The 13,741-nt window shown below is 57.7% G+C and carries 14 protein-coding genes and 2 pseudogenes; 10 read left to right on the top strand and 6 right to left on the bottom strand.

The annotated features are described in order from the left end of the window. Positions 1–161: 161 nt before the first annotated feature. Positions 162–1,118 (top strand): YihY/virulence factor BrkB family protein, encoded by a 957-nt coding sequence (locus ACRC4F_RS30835; protein WP_438662693.1) that lies wholly within the window; start codon positions 162–164, stop codon positions 1,116–1,118. After that, complete coding sequence (gene def / locus ACRC4F_RS30830) at positions 1,115–1,654, top strand: peptide deformylase (RefSeq protein WP_438662692.1); 540 nt, start codon at positions 1,115–1,117, stop codon at positions 1,652–1,654. Before ACRC4F_RS30835 ends, def begins: the two co-directional genes overlap by 4 nt. Before the next feature lie 123 nt (positions 1,655–1,777). On the opposite strand, the gene ACRC4F_RS30825 is transcribed toward def, so the two are convergent. After that, the gene (locus ACRC4F_RS30825; protein ID WP_438662691.1) at positions 1,778–2,203 is read right to left on the bottom strand and encodes a GNAT family N-acetyltransferase; all 426 of its coding nucleotides are present in this window, start codon (positions 2,201–2,203) and stop codon (positions 1,778–1,780) included. Between the two features lie 425 nt (positions 2,204–2,628). Here ACRC4F_RS30825 and ACRC4F_RS30820 point away from each other — a divergent pair, with 425 nt between their 5' ends. The 6 genes and pseudogenes from ACRC4F_RS30820 (at position 2,629) to ACRC4F_RS30795 (ending at position 8,173) form a co-directional block, all read left to right on the top strand. Beyond that, positions 2,629–3,570: a fatty acid desaturase gene (locus tag ACRC4F_RS30820; RefSeq protein ID WP_438662690.1), complete on the top strand. Its 942-nt coding sequence runs from the start codon at positions 2,629–2,631 to the stop codon at positions 3,568–3,570. 139 nt (positions 3,571–3,709) lie between these two features. Continuing rightward, entirely contained in the window at positions 3,710–4,501 is a 792-nt protein-coding gene (locus ACRC4F_RS30815; RefSeq protein ID WP_438662689.1) for a phosphate/phosphite/phosphonate ABC transporter substrate-binding protein, read from the top strand. A gap of 219 nt (positions 4,502–4,720) precedes the next feature. After that, complete coding sequence (locus ACRC4F_RS30810; RefSeq protein WP_438662688.1) at positions 4,721–5,254, top strand: sigma-70 family RNA polymerase sigma factor; 534 nt, start codon at positions 4,721–4,723, stop codon at positions 5,252–5,254. Further along, positions 5,251–6,264 carry an ABC transporter substrate-binding protein gene (locus ACRC4F_RS30805; RefSeq protein WP_438662687.1) on the top strand — a complete coding sequence of 338 codons (1,014 nt, stop codon included), beginning with the start codon at positions 5,251–5,253 and terminating at the stop codon, positions 6,262–6,264. Before ACRC4F_RS30810 ends, ACRC4F_RS30805 begins: the two co-directional genes overlap by 4 nt. Positions 6,265–6,853: 589 nt before the next feature. Further along, positions 6,854–7,630 (top strand): annotated as a pseudogene (locus ACRC4F_RS30800) (PAS domain-containing protein); the annotation flags it as partial. After that, the gene (locus tag ACRC4F_RS30795; protein ID WP_257605256.1) at positions 7,604–8,173 is read left to right on the top strand and encodes a methyl-accepting chemotaxis protein; all 570 of its coding nucleotides are present in this window, start codon (positions 7,604–7,606) and stop codon (positions 8,171–8,173) included. The pseudogene ACRC4F_RS30800 and the gene ACRC4F_RS30795, both read left to right, overlap by 27 nt. A 52-nt stretch (positions 8,174–8,225) precedes the next feature. On the opposite strand, the gene ACRC4F_RS30790 is transcribed toward ACRC4F_RS30795, so the two are convergent. From ACRC4F_RS30790 to ACRC4F_RS30770, 5 genes and pseudogenes are all read right to left on the bottom strand, one after another. Continuing rightward, on the bottom strand, positions 8,226–8,624 hold the full coding sequence (locus ACRC4F_RS30790) for a hypothetical protein (protein WP_438662686.1): 399 nt from the start codon (positions 8,622–8,624) through the stop codon (positions 8,226–8,228). A 223-nt stretch (positions 8,625–8,847) separates the two neighbouring features. Further along, the gene (locus ACRC4F_RS30785) at positions 8,848–9,399 is read right to left on the bottom strand and encodes a hypothetical protein (RefSeq protein ID WP_438662685.1); all 552 of its coding nucleotides are present in this window, start codon (positions 9,397–9,399) and stop codon (positions 8,848–8,850) included. A 162-nt stretch (positions 9,400–9,561) separates the two neighbouring features. Further along, positions 9,562–10,194 (bottom strand): glutathione S-transferase family protein, encoded by a 633-nt coding sequence (locus ACRC4F_RS30780; RefSeq protein ID WP_438662684.1) that lies wholly within the window; start codon positions 10,192–10,194, stop codon positions 9,562–9,564. Between the two features lie 91 nt (positions 10,195–10,285). Next, positions 10,286–10,363, bottom strand: a pseudogene (locus ACRC4F_RS30775) (PACE efflux transporter); the annotation flags it as partial. Between the two features lie 29 nt (positions 10,364–10,392). Beyond that, the gene (locus ACRC4F_RS30770; RefSeq protein WP_438662683.1) at positions 10,393–11,424 is read right to left on the bottom strand and encodes a LacI family DNA-binding transcriptional regulator; all 1,032 of its coding nucleotides are present in this window, start codon (positions 11,422–11,424) and stop codon (positions 10,393–10,395) included. 215 nt (positions 11,425–11,639) lie between these two features. On the opposite strand from ACRC4F_RS30770, the gene ACRC4F_RS30765 reads away from it, so the two are divergent. Then, complete coding sequence (locus ACRC4F_RS30765; RefSeq protein WP_109634183.1) at positions 11,640–12,173, top strand: gluconokinase; 534 nt, start codon at positions 11,640–11,642, stop codon at positions 12,171–12,173. Between the two features lie 82 nt (positions 12,174–12,255). Then, the gene (locus ACRC4F_RS30760) at positions 12,256–13,608 is read left to right on the top strand and encodes a GntP family permease (RefSeq protein ID WP_438662682.1); all 1,353 of its coding nucleotides are present in this window, start codon (positions 12,256–12,258) and stop codon (positions 13,606–13,608) included. Positions 13,609–13,741 lie beyond the last annotated feature (133 nt).

The raw sequence follows: 13,741 nt of genomic DNA, 5'->3' as shown, positions 1-13,741 counted from the left end.
GATGAACAACAGGAACGGCCATCCATGGATGGCCGTTTTTGTGTCAGCCTGAACTTGCACATAGAAATTGTTTCAAAGTCGCCAAGTAGGCTACTTTGATGTAGCAAACGGCCCCTGAGTCGCCTCGACTTCTACCCATTTTGCGGCGAAAGGAGACGCTAATGATTTTCCCGGACATGAAAGGTCTGCCCATCCATCGCGTGATGGTGCGCACAGTCACCGAGTTCGTCGACGACGAAATGTCGACCTATGCCTCGGCGCTGGCCTATCAGATGTTGTTCTCGCTGTTTCCTTTCATCCTGTTCCTGATCGCCTTGATCGGTTTCCTGCACCTGCCGGACTTCTTCTCCTGGCTGCGACTGCAATCGGAACTGGTCCTGCCGCCCCAGGCACTGGAGCAGGTGAATCCGGTGATCGACCAACTCCAGCAGTCCAAGGGTGGCTTGCTGTCGATCGGTATCGTGATTGCCCTGTGGACCGCGTCCGCCGGTGTGCGACTGATGATGAGCGCGATGAATGCCGCCTACGACGTGGTTGAAGGCCGGCCCGCGTGGAAGCGGTTTCCGCTGTCGATTATCTACACCGTCGGCATCGCCGGCATGCTGCTGATCGCCGCCGCGCTGATGGTGCTCGGGCCACAGTTGATGGGCTGGATTGCCTCGCAGGTTGGCCTCGAAGATTTCATCGTGACCCTGTGGACCATCGTGCGCTGGCCGGTGGTCGTTATTCTGCTGATGGTGGCCGTGGCGCTGATTTATTACGTGATGCCCGACGTCAAACAGGAGTTTCGTTTTATCACCCCAGGTTCGGTGCTGGCGGTGGTGGTGTGGATCCTCGCCTCCGTGGGCTTTGGTCTGTACGTCAAGGAGTTCGCCAACTACAACGCCATGTATGGGAGTATCGGCGCGATCATCGTGCTGCTGCTCTACTTCTATATTTCCGCGGCGGTGCTGTTGCTGGGCGCAGAAATGAATGCGGTGATCGAGCACATGTCGAATGAAGGCAAGGACCCTGGCGAAAAAGTCCCGGGCGAGAACGACCACACGCACAAACACCATGTTTCCGGACTCGGTCGGGACCACTCGATCAAGCCGACCACTGACGAAGTCATTAAATGATCCGTGAAATTCTGAAAATGGGCGACGAACGCCTTCTGCGCATCGCCCCGCCGGTCCCGGCCAACATGTTCGACAGCCCTGAGCTGTGGCAACTGATCGACGACATGTTCCAGACCATGGAAAGCGTCGGCGGTGTCGGCCTGGCCGCACCGCAGATCGGTGTCGACCTGCAACTGGTGATCTTCGGTTTCGAGCACAGCGAACGCTACCCGGACGCTGAAGCGGTGCCGCAGACGATCCTGATCAATCCGCTGATCACGCCGTTGAGCCCGGTGATGGAGGAGGGGTTTGAAGGTTGCCTGTCGGTGCCAGGCCTGCGTGGCGCGGTGGATCGTTATCAGCAGATTCGCTACGAAGGGTTTGATCCCAAGGGCCAGCCGATCGTGCGGATTGCCGAGGGATTCCATGCGCGAGTGGTGCAGCATGAATGCGATCACCTGATCGGCCGGTTGTACCCGTCGCGGATTACCGACTTCAGCAAATTCGGGTTTACCGAAGTGATGTTTCCGGATCTCGACCCGAACGCCGACGATTGATCGGAAGACACCGCAAACTCAATGTAGGAGTGAGCCTGCTCGCGAAAGCGGTGTGTCAAGCAACAGTGATGTTGCCTGATACTCCGCTATCGCGAGCAGGCTCGCTCCCACAGGGGATTTACTTCAGTTTGAAGTGTGTCGATCGGCCAGACCCATGGCGATCATCGGTTTGCTTCGCGCGTATCGGCTCAAGCGCTCGGTCATGGCGTAGGGCATTGGAGGGTCGAAGGAAAACCCTTGGCGTTCATAAAAGCCACGCAAGTCGGGATGGCAAAACAGCCAGACCGGGTACTCCAGCCCCTTCACCGCTTCAGCGATCAACGCCGCCGCGATCCCTTGTTTCCGACACGCCGGATCGACGAACAAACCCGTCAACCAATGCCCACCCGAGACCGGCCGCAAACACAGCGCGCCAATGATATCTTCGCGCCTTGCGACCCACAGCTGAGCGTCACGGACCGCTTTCATCGACGATTGGTGGGCGCGATAAAACTTGTTCATTAACGGCCATAATGGCTCGGCGAGCAGGGTGTACTGGGTGTCGGGCATGGGTCGGGTCTGTGGATGCGCAAAGCCGGTGATTATAAAAGAACGCGCCGCCGGGGATAGGTGTATACCTGATCTCACATCCCGTATGAGTGGAGTAAGTATCATGGCCAAAGGCATGGATTCAAAAAAAGCGGCAAAGAAGAAACCGGCGAAAACCGCCGATGAAAAACGTGCAGACAAGAAGGCCAAGAAGGTTGATGTGTTCGGTCATTGATCCCCGCAGCAATCGAGCCTGACAGTGAACCTGTGGCGAGGGAGCTTGCTCCCGTTGGGGCGCGAAGCGGCCCCTCAAAAAGGGACTGCTGCGCAGTCCAGCGGGAGCAAGCTCCCTCGCCACACGCGTTTAGAAGAAGTAACCAAATAATCTGCAAGATTTCCCTGCGCCATTGCACAGAAGGGGACTGGTCCCCGATCTGAGCAACGCCATGCCCCATTACTTCGATGCTGCCCACCGAAAAGAAATCGAAACCCTGCGTCAACGGCTGACCGCTCGCACCGAGTGGCCGACCTGGCTGTTGCTGATCGGCGTGTACGTCGGCTGGTTCAGTATTGTGCTGGCGAGTGATCGGCTGGGGCTCTGGTGGAGCACGGTATTGCTGATTCCGCTGGTGGTGCTCTGGTTATCGGTGCAGCACGAATTGCTTCACGGGCATCCGACCCGTTGGCCATCGCTGAACAAAATCCTCGGTTACGCACCTTTCGCCGTCTGGTATCCCTACACCCTGTATCGCGACAGCCATTTGCTGCATCACCGCGACGAAGACCTGACCCTCCCCGGAATCGATCCGGAAAGCCGTTACCTGACGGCCGAGCGGTGGCAGGGCAGTTCGCTCTTCGAACAAGACCTGCACTGGCTGAACAAAACCGTGCTGGGGCGATTCGTTCTCGGCGCGCCGCTGGCGCTGCTGGCACTGGCAAAGGAAGAACTGCAGAGGCTGATCAACGGTGAGCGGCAGGCGTGGTTGATGTGGCTGACCCACGGTGCGTCGACCCTGCTGATGCTGATGTTCATCGCGCGCTACAGCGTGCTGCCGGTCTGGCATTATCTGTTGCTGATCAGCGTGCCGGCGCTGTCGATTGCGATGATTCGCTCCTACTATGAACACCGCCCGCACGCCAGACCCGAACAACGCACCGTGCTCAACGAAGCGGCCTGGCCATGGCGCTGGCTGTTCCTGAATCTCAATTTTCACCTGGTGCATCACGACTTGCCGGGCTTGCCCTGGTACGACTTGCCACGCGCCTACCACGCACGCCGCGAGCAATGGCTGGCGCGCAGTGGCGGGTTTCTGGTACAGGGTTATGGGCAGTTGTGGCGGGAGAATGGGGTGAAAGCCATCGATAGCCCGCGGCATCCGTTTCACTGATCCATGAACACCACTGAACCTTGTGGGCGCGGGCTTGCCCGCGATTACTATTTAACATTCAACACATCTGGTGACTGATCCGACGCTATCGAGGGCAAGCCCGCTCCCACAGGGTAACTTGTTGTCGGGGAGATTTTTGATGACTGAACACATCGCCGAACTCTTGATGTACGTCGCCCCCGAGCCGATCCTCGCGGCGAACGAGCGCTGGCTTTCGCACATCCTCGAACACTTGGGCCATGCCCGTTTGAGTGCTGAAGGCCTTTCTTTGCCCGAACTCTGGCTCTCGCCGGATCTGCTGCTGACCCAAACCTGCGGCTACCCACTGATGACCGCATTACGCGGCAAAGTCCGGGTCGTCGGCCGGCCTCGCTATGAACTGCCCGACAGCAGCGGCGGCAACCATTGCAGTTTGGTGGTTTGCCGCGCCGATGATCCACGGCGGCCCTTGGCAGCCTTTCGTGACAGTCGCGGGGTGATCAACGGCGAAGACTCCAACAGCGGCATGAGTCTGTTGCGGCACCGCCTGGCGCCGCTGCATCGCGACGGGCAGTTTTTTTCCAGTGTCGCCATCAGCGGCAGCCACCGCGAGAGCCTGCGCTGGCTGCGTGAAGAGCGTGCAGACCTGGCGGCCATCGACAGCGTGACCTTCGCGTATCTGGCGCGGCATGCCGAAAAAGAAGTCGAAGGTCTGCGCGTCGTAGCCCGCAGTGCGTTCAGCCCGACCTTGCCGTTCATCACGGCCGCGTCACTGACCGATGAGGAGGTCGCAACGCTTCGGCAGGCAATGAACACTACATTGCATGAGTTGCCCGATGTCGCCGAAATCCTCGGCCTGCACGAAGTGCTGCCGGCCAGCGAAAGCGACTATCAAATCATTCTCGATTATCAGCAGGAGGCCGAAGCACTGGGGTATGGGCGGTTGCGTTGACTGATTGATTTTTCACGGGCAAGCCACGCTCCCACAGGATTTAGGTGGACCTGTGGGAGCGTGGCTTGCCCGCGATGGCGATTGATCAGACGCCACCCATATAAATTTCTTTATGGAATATAAAAATACTTTTTAAGTGTTTTTAAAGAATAAGGCTCCTTGCTAGGATCGCGCCACCGGATCACCGGACATTCAGCGACCCCTAACCTTGGAGCCTCTATGTCCGGCACCGACGTCTCCCATCACAACAACGTGGGCGGAATGTTCCGCGCCCATTACCCCTGGCTATGCGCACGTTTGCGCCGACATTCGGGGGGCGGTTTCAGCGTCGAAGACATCGCCGCCGAAACCTTCGTGCAATTGCTCGAATCCCCGGGCCTGACGCCGATCCGCGAGCCTCGCGCCTTGCTCACCACTATCGCCCAACGGTTGATTTATCAGCTCTGGCGCCGCAGGGATCTTGAGCACCGACACCTCGACCAGCTGCAACACATCGATTCGCAGACCGTGAAATCGCCTGAGGAACTGGTGCAACTGAACCAGGCATTGCAGGGCCTCGACCAAACCCTTGGGCGCTTGCCGGTCAAGGTCCGGGCGACCTTTCTGATGTCGCGTATCGACGGCCTGACGTACCCGCAAATCGCCGCCGAGCTGGGCATTTCCCAGCGCTCGGTCAGCGTTTACATGACCCGCACCCACGCGTTGTGCGCCAAGCACAGTGCCAACCAACCCTTGACCCAGAGGTTCGCATGAGATCGATCAAAACCCTGCTTGGCAGTTCGCTGCTGGCCCTGAGCCTTGTGGCTTCCCAGGTTCCGGCAGCCGAAAAAACCGCGCCGATTCACTTCGGTGACATCACATGGGAGAGCGGGAGCCTGATCACCGAAATCCTGCGGCTGATCGTCGAGAAGGGTTACGGCTACCCGACCGACACCTTGCCGGGCAGCACCGTCAGCCTCGAAGCGGCGTTGGCCAAAAACGATATTCAGGTGATCGGCGAAGAATGGGCCGGGCGCAGTCCGGCGTGGGTCAAGGCATCCGCCGAGGGCAAGGTGTTTGGTTTGGGCGACACGGTCAAAGGCGCCACCGAAGGTTGGTGGGTGCCCGAGTACGTGATCAAGGGCGACCCGGAACGCGGCATCAAGCCGTTGGCTCCGGAGCTGAAGTCCGTTGCCGACCTGGCCCGTTACAAGGACGTGTTCCGTGATCCGGAAGACCCGACCCGCGGGCGTTTCCTCAACAGCCCGACCGGCTGGACCTCGGAGATCGTCAACAGCCAGAAACTCAAGGCTTATGACTTGACCGCCAGCTACGTCAACTTCCGCACCGGCTCCGGCGCGGCGCTGGATGCCGAGGTCGCATCATCGATCCGCCGCGGCAAGCCGGTGCTGTTTTACTACTGGTCGCCTACGCCGCTGCTGGGCCGATTCAAACTGGTGAAACTCGACGAGCCGCCGTTCGATGCCGAAGCCTGGAAGACCCTGGCCGATGCCAATAACCCGAACCCCAAAGGTACGCGCTCGATGCCGGCAAGTCTGGCGATTGGCGTGTCCGCACCGTTCAAGGCGCAGTACCCGGACCTGGTGGCGTTCTTTGAAAAGGTCGATTTTCCGATCGATCTGCTGAACCGGACGCTGGGGCAGATGAGCGAAAAGCGCCAGCAACCGCGTCAAGTGGCCGAGGCGTTTTTGCGTGATCAGCCGCAGATCTGGAAAGCCTGGGTGCCGGGAGAGGTGGCCTCCAGGGTGAGTGCGAGTCTGTAATTTTTTCTGAAGTTCTTGCGGTGCATGAGCTACCGCCATCGCGAGCAGGTCGAATCGTCGCACCGTCACTCCTACAGGGGATCTCAGGTGCACAAATACTGTGTCCACTGAAGATCCCCCTGTAGGAGTGAGCCTGCTCGCGATGGCCTTGAGACCTGCACCGATTCAACAACCAACGCCAAACATCCCCGCTGAACCGATTTTGTCCTCAATACTGGCCGACTAGTGGCCTTGCGTCCCTGAAGTGGCTGTCTACGCTGACGTGTAGCTAACCATGTCGCTCGCAATATGAACATTGCAGCGCAAGAGTGCCCAACCCAAGGCACCGACACGGAGCTACAAAGGAGCTGGCCGATAAAGGGAGTTACTTATGACAAGCGTTAGGGCTGGCCCGGTCCCGGGCTATCAAGAGAAGGATGTCTTGATAAGAGTGTTGCTGCATGGACTCTCCGATTGAACATCATTGATCACCTGACAATTTCCTCCTGTGGAGGAACGCGTGTGCCTGTTCCATGGAACGACGTGCTGGATCCGTTGAAAGACCCAAGAACTTTCATCAATCAAAGAACGCGCTGAAGGTGATACGACCATGTTTAACCTACACCACAAGGCTGACCTGCTGGAAATCCAACGATTCAGCTGCGCGCTGACCGAGGCCAATGCCAAGTTGGCGGCGGTCAGTCGTTCGATGGCGATGATCGAGTTCACCCCGGAAGGCATCGTGCTCGATGCCAACGACAACTTTTGCAGTGCCATGGGTTACAGCGCCGACGAAGTGCGCGGCAAGCACCACCGGATTTTTTGCGAAGAAGCGTTCTCCCGCAGTGAGGAGTACGCGAAGTTGTGGCGAGACCTGGCTCGCGGTGAACCCGTCAGCGGCACTTTTTTACGGCTGAACAAGAGAGGCAGAGAGATCTGGCTCGAAGCCAGTTACATGCCGGTGTTCGGTCCCGATCGTCAGGTTAAAAGTGTGATCAAAGTTGCCACTGACATCTCCGACAGGGTTTACAAGGAGCGCGAGGAGGAAAGCATGCTCGCGGCAATTGGCCGTTCCATGGCGGTGATCGAATTCACCCCCGATGGCAAAGTCATCACCGCCAACGAAAACTTCCTGAAGACCCTGCATTACTCGCTCAACGAAGTGGTGGGTCAGCACCACAGCTTGTTTTGCCATCGCGCCGAAGCCGAGTCGCAGGCTTACAAAGCGTTCTGGGCCTCACTCAATCGCGGCGAATATCACTCGCATCGTTTTGAACGCAAAGACAAACACGGCCATACCGTATTTCTCGAAGCCTCCTACAACCCGTTGTTCGACGCCAAGGGCCGGCTGTACAAAGTGGTGAAGTTTGCCAGCGACATCACCCAGCAAGTGACCACTTTGCAGACCGCTGCAGAGTCGGCGCACAGCACTTCAGTGCAAAACGATGCCTGCGCGCAGAAAGGTTCTCAGGTGGTGCAGCAAACGGTGCAGATCATTCAGGACATTTCCCGGGACTTGAACGAAGCAGCGCTCAGTATCGATGCGGTGAGCAAACAGTCCGACATCATCGGCACCATCGTCCAGACCATCCGCGGCATTGCCGACCAGACCAACTTGCTGGCGCTCAATGCCGCCATCGAGGCCGCACGAGCGGGGGAGCATGGGCGAGGGTTTGCCGTCGTGGCCGATGAAGTGCGCAGCCTCGCGGCACGCACCAGCCAGGCGACGCTGGAGATCGTCGACGTGGTGCGCAAGAACCACGATCTGTCGTTGAGCGCGGTGTCGAGCATGCAGTCGAGTTTGAGTAGAACCGGACTCGGGGTGGAGCTGGCGAATGAAGCGGGGGAGGTGATTCTGGAAATTCAGCAAGGATCGCGGCATGTGGTGGATGCGATCAGTCAGTTCAGCGAGACGTTGCAACTTAATTGAAATATAAAAAGGGTCGACCATCGACCCTTTTTCTGTAAACGCGGAACGGATATTACTTCCAGGAGAATTTGCCTTCGTAGTTGCCTATCAGTTGGAGGTCACGTCCAAAATGGTCAACGTACATCACATCAAACGATCCGACTTGTTTGGTCTGGTTTTCGCTGATCGTCACTTTGATGGTCCCTGCGGTGTTTTTTCCAACGTCGCCGTCGCCTGCGCTCACTCTGACGGCGACGTCGGGCGAACTACCCACCTCCAAGGTATGCTCCCCGACTTCGAGAGGTACGCCATAATTGACAGAAAACAGCATGAAGGGCTGGCCTGTCTCTGCATGACCGTCGAAATAACCCAGTGTCATCTTGATGTTTGTTGAATTGAAATCCTCTCTATCCGGTAGACCCTTATATAAAAATTTTACGTTGATGTTTCCTTCAATTGCTGTGATGTCCATGCAGAACTCCTGTTCGGATTGATAAAAAGATAGTGACCATCGATTGGTACACTGCGCTCAGTAAACAAGCCAAACATAGAGGTGGCTACTGTCATATCTGACAGGTCAAGAAAGTATTGGATGAGCGGTACGGGATAAAAATGGATAACAGACATGCCTGCGCTGGCATCTTCGCAAAGAAAAAAAAGGACCCAGGCGGGTCCTTTTCTGAATGTGCGATGGTTTAAAGCGAAGCGAGGAACTTGTCGACGATCTGGCTGCTGCCTTTCTCGCTGCTGCCGTTTTCTTTCTCGGCCTGCGCCAGTTTGATCTTGTCTTCCATGCGCTCAGCGATCTCTTTAGCGATCGTCTGTTGTTTTTCCGGCGGCATTTGCTCGACTTCTTCTTTCGTCAAACCCATCTCTTCCAGAATGGAATCCTGGATGCGCTCTTCCGGCGTTTTGCTCATGTATTGCTTGAAGGCGTCCGAGGCCGGGCTGTCACTGGACCTGAATTGGCCATCGACGGGCGGTCTGGATGACTCGGCAGTTTGCAACGCCACGCGGGTTTTCGCGAAGGCTTCATCAACGTTGTCGCTGATTTTGCTCGCCTCACTGACTTGTTGGGTAGCCTGCTGGGTCGCAGATGTCTGGATCTGCGCCTGCACATTGGTTTGCAGAGCTTGCATCATCGAGCCCTGCAGGTCGCTGCCGGCCGCGGCTTCGGCGAGCGGATCCTTGCCCCACTGCTTGGGCAAGGGAAGGTTTTGCATGTGTTGTTTTGCACTGACCAACATGATGAGTAGACCTTGTAGGTGTTTGTGGTGCAGTGCTTTCAGCAAATAGTATGCCTATATAATAAATACTTTATATATCAGTAGGTTGTTGAGTTTTTGCCGAGCGGGAAAAGCAGGTTTTGCGGTTAACCTTTGCCGCCTGGCGGCAAGCAAGGCATGTCATCAAGGCAAACCGTTGCAGCCGTGTTTGAGGAAGCCCGAACGTTGTGCCAGTCGTTGGAAATACTCGTCGATGGCTGGATAGTCGGGCCGCTCCATCGGGGTCATCAGCCAGCGGTTGACGGACAGCCCGATGACAATGTCGGCCAGGGTGAAGTGTGGCCCGGCGACATAAGCTTTGGTCACCGCGAGCTGGTGCTCAAGGATGCCCATCTTCTGATTCCAGCCACGTACGCCAGCAGCAATGTGATGCGCGTCCTGGAACTCCGGGTCCTTGCGGACCAAGGCCGTGAATGCGTAGCTCCATGAGGTATTGAGCTCGGTGGCTTGCCAATCCATCCACTGCTCGACCCGAGCGCGTGCCGCCGGATCGTGCGGTAACAGCTCGGTGTTGTGGTGCTTGCCGGCCAGGTAGCGGCAGATCGTGTTGGACTCCCACAGCACGCCCGCGTCATCGATGATCACCGGCACCTGTGCATTGGGATTGAGTCGCAGAAACTCCGGCGTGTGTGTGGACGCATAACCGCTGCCCCAGTCCTCGCGCTCATAGGCAACAGCCAGTTCCTCACAGGTCCACAAGACCTTTCTGACATTGATGGACGATGCTTTACCCAGAATCTTCAGTGCATGTTCCATTGAGCTACTCCGTTAGCGATAGGCGCTTCAGGAATCTGACAGAGAATGCGCGGTTTTCAAACCGGATCCGGCAGCGCCGAGGCCGGCAGTCGATCAACGGGATGAGAAACACTATCAAGGTTAGTTGAAATCCCGAGGCATGGGCGATGCGCCGGTTAACGGTGTGCGTGTGCACAAGTACGCGCTAACCCACAGGGGTTATGTGCTCTCGCGCACCTTCAACTCAAACCCCATGTCCTGCACCGGTTTGGCCACCGAATTTCCGGCCAGCAGCGTGAGCATCAACTCCGCCGAACGCCGGCCGATCGCCTCGCGCGGGGTGTTGATGCTGCTCAGGCGCGGCACCATGTGCGCCGAGGCGGGCAGGTCGTTGAAGCCGAGGATCGCTACACGTTCGGGGATTTTTATTCCACAGCGCATGGCTTCGAGCAGTGCGCCCTGGGCCAGGTCGTCGTTGCCGAAGAAGATTGCATCCACGTCAGGATGACTGGCCATCAATTGCAGAAACAGCTCGCCGCCGAGACCGACGGACGATGCCCGAGGTGTCAGCACTTCCAGGTCAGGGTCATACAGACCGGCCTTATTCAGGGCTTTGCGGAAACCTTCGCCACGCAATAAAGTGCGTTGATCCAGTTGCGCGCCGATGTAGGCCAGGCGTTTACGGCCACGGGACAGCAAATGTTCCGCGGCCGTTTCACCCGCGGCGAGTTGCGAAAAACCCACGCAATTGAGACCGGCCGCGCTGTCCAGTTCCATCATGTACACGCACGGAATATTGCTCGCCTCGATCATCCGACGCGAACTTTCAGTGCGGTCGAAACCGGTGAGCAGCAAGCCGCGGGGCTGATAGGCCATGTAATTGCGCAACAGGTTTTCTTCTTCGTCGCGCGAGTAATGGAAGTTGCCGATGAGCACTTCGAAGCCCTTGGGACGTAAAACCTGATGAATGGCTTCCAGCGTGTCGATGAACAGCAGGTTGGACAGCGAAGGCACCAAGACCACCACCGAATGGCTCTGGGCCGAGGCTAAGGCGCGGGCGGCAGGGTTGACCACATAGTTCAGTTCAAGGGCTGCTTTTTGGACTTTTTCCACCAGTTCGGTGGCCACTGTGCTGACGCCCCGCAAGGCGCGGGAGGCGGTAATCGGGCTGACGCCGGCCAGTCGGGCCACTTCATTGAGGGTAGGGCGGCCAGTAGTGCGAGTATTTTTATCGTTTTTAGGAGAGGTCATCGGGCGGCTTGCCAAACAAAATTCAAGGCACTAAGGTAGCGCTGTCCCGAAGCAGCTGCAAATGCGTTAGCGAGTTTTGCCTGAACCTCGCTTTTCGGCGTTGGGAACGAACACGCTGCAACCCACAAAAATGACAAGAAGGCGTCGGCAACTTCTGCTTTTGAACGAGTGTCATAGCTTTCAAAGGTAGCGCTGTCTGCGCGCTGAGGTGTTACATGAATCATCCCATCACCGCCCTGGTCATCATGGGCGTTGCCGGTTGCGGCAAGACTTGCGTCAGCGAGGCCTTGTGCCAACTCAGCGGCGCGACCGCCATTGAAGGCGACACTTTCCACCCTGCCGCCAATATCGAAAAGATGAGCGCAGGCATTCCCCTGAACGACGACGACCGTGCCGGCTGGCTCGACAGCCTGTGCGATGAATTGCGCCGCGTTGACGCTCAGGGCCAGCGCCCGGTGCTGACCTGCTCAGCCCTCAAACACATTTACCGCGAACGCCTGCGCAGTGCCTTGCCTGGCCTGGGCTTCGTGTTCCTGGAACTGACCCCTGAAGTCGCCGCTGATCGTGTCTCCCATCGGCCGGGCCACTTCATGCCGTCGACCCTGATCGACAGCCAGTTCGCCACCCTTGAATCGCCCGTTGGCGAGCCCCTGACCCTGGCTCTGGACGCTTCAAACCACAGCGTCGAGCAACTGGCGAAGCAAGCTCATGACTGGTGGCAGGCTCATGGCCTGAAACAGGCCGTATGAGTTTTGCCGCAAAAGATAGCGCTGTCCTTATGGCTTGCGAATTACCCGCTTTAATAACAACAACAACCAGGAGACACCCCTAATGTTTGGCATGTCCCACGAGACGTTCCTGCTGCTCGATGCAGTGGTCACGGTGATCGGGCTTATCGTCCTGATCACCAAGTTCAAGTTCCACCCCTTCATTGCCCTGATCATCGCCGCAGCCTTCCTCGGGCTGACCTCCGGCATGCCGATCGGCACCATCATCAAGGCTTTCCAGGACGGCTTCGGTGGCGTGCTCGGTTTCGTCGGGATCATCCTCGCGCTGGGCACCATGCTCGGCAAAATGATGGCCGAGTCGGGCGGGGCGGATCAGATTGCCCAGACCCTGATTCGTGCGTTCGGCAAGGACAAGGTGCAGTGGGCGATGATGTTCGCCGCGTTCCTGGTCGGCATACCGCTGTTCTTCGAAATCGGCTTCGTGCTGTTGATCCCGCTGGTGTTCATCGTCGCCCGGCGTACCGGTGTGTCGATCATCAAGATCGGCATCCCGCTGCTGGCCGGTCTGTCCGCCGTACACGGTCTGGTTCCGCCGCACCCGGGTCCGCTGCTGGCCATTGGCGTGTTCGGTGCCGACATCGGTAAAACCATTCTCTACGGCCTGATCGTTGCGTTGCCGACGGCCATTATTGCCGGCCCGATCTACGGCACGTTCATTGCCAAATATATTCCCGGTCATCCTAATCAGGAACTGGTGGATCAACTGGCACGTGACAACGAATCTGCCGATCTCCCGAGTTTCTCCATCACCTTGATCACCGTGCTGTCGCCGGTGTTCCTGATGCTGCTCAAGACCTTTGCCGATGTGGCGCTGCCGGACGGCAACTTCTTCCGCACCTTCATGGACTTGATCGGTCACCCGATCTCGGCACTGCTGCTGGCGTTGCTGCTGTCGCTGTACACCTTCGGTTACAAGCAGGGCATCGGCTCCAACCAGATGCTCAAATGGCTGGATTCGAGCCTCGCGCCGACTGCCGCGATCATCCTGATCATTGGTGCCGGTGGTGGCTTCAAGCAGATGCTGGTGACCAGCGGTGTGGGTAATGTCATCGGCAACATGGCGGTGGCCGCGCAAATCTCGCCGATCCTTCTGGCGTGGCTGGTAGCGGCGGTGATCCGTATCGCGACCGGTTCTGCAACCGTGGCGACCATTACCGGCGCAGGCATTGTGGTGCCGGTGGTGGGGATGATTCCGGGTGTGAACCGTGAGCTGCTGGTGCTGGCCACCGGTGCCGGTTCGTTGATCCTGTCTCACGTCAACGACGCGGGTTTCTGGCTGGTGAAGCAATACTTCAACATGACCGTGGCTGAAACCTTCAAGACCTGGACCGCGATGGAAACCATCCTTTCCATCGTTGCGCTGGGCTTTATCCTGCTGTTGTCGTTGTTCGTTTAAGCAGTACTGCAAAACCCGGGTGGTGGCACAGCTCTTGTGATCACCACCAAACAAATGTGGGAGCGAGCCTGCTCGCGATGACTGACTAACATTCAACATCTTCGTTGAATGTTAAGCCCTCATCGCGAGCAGG

The sequence above is a fragment of the Pseudomonas sp. genome (genome assembly GCF_051660785.1).
Lineage (GTDB): Bacteria > Pseudomonadota > Gammaproteobacteria > Pseudomonadales > Pseudomonadaceae > Aquipseudomonas.
This window is presented reverse-complemented; position numbering and strand designations above follow the sequence as displayed.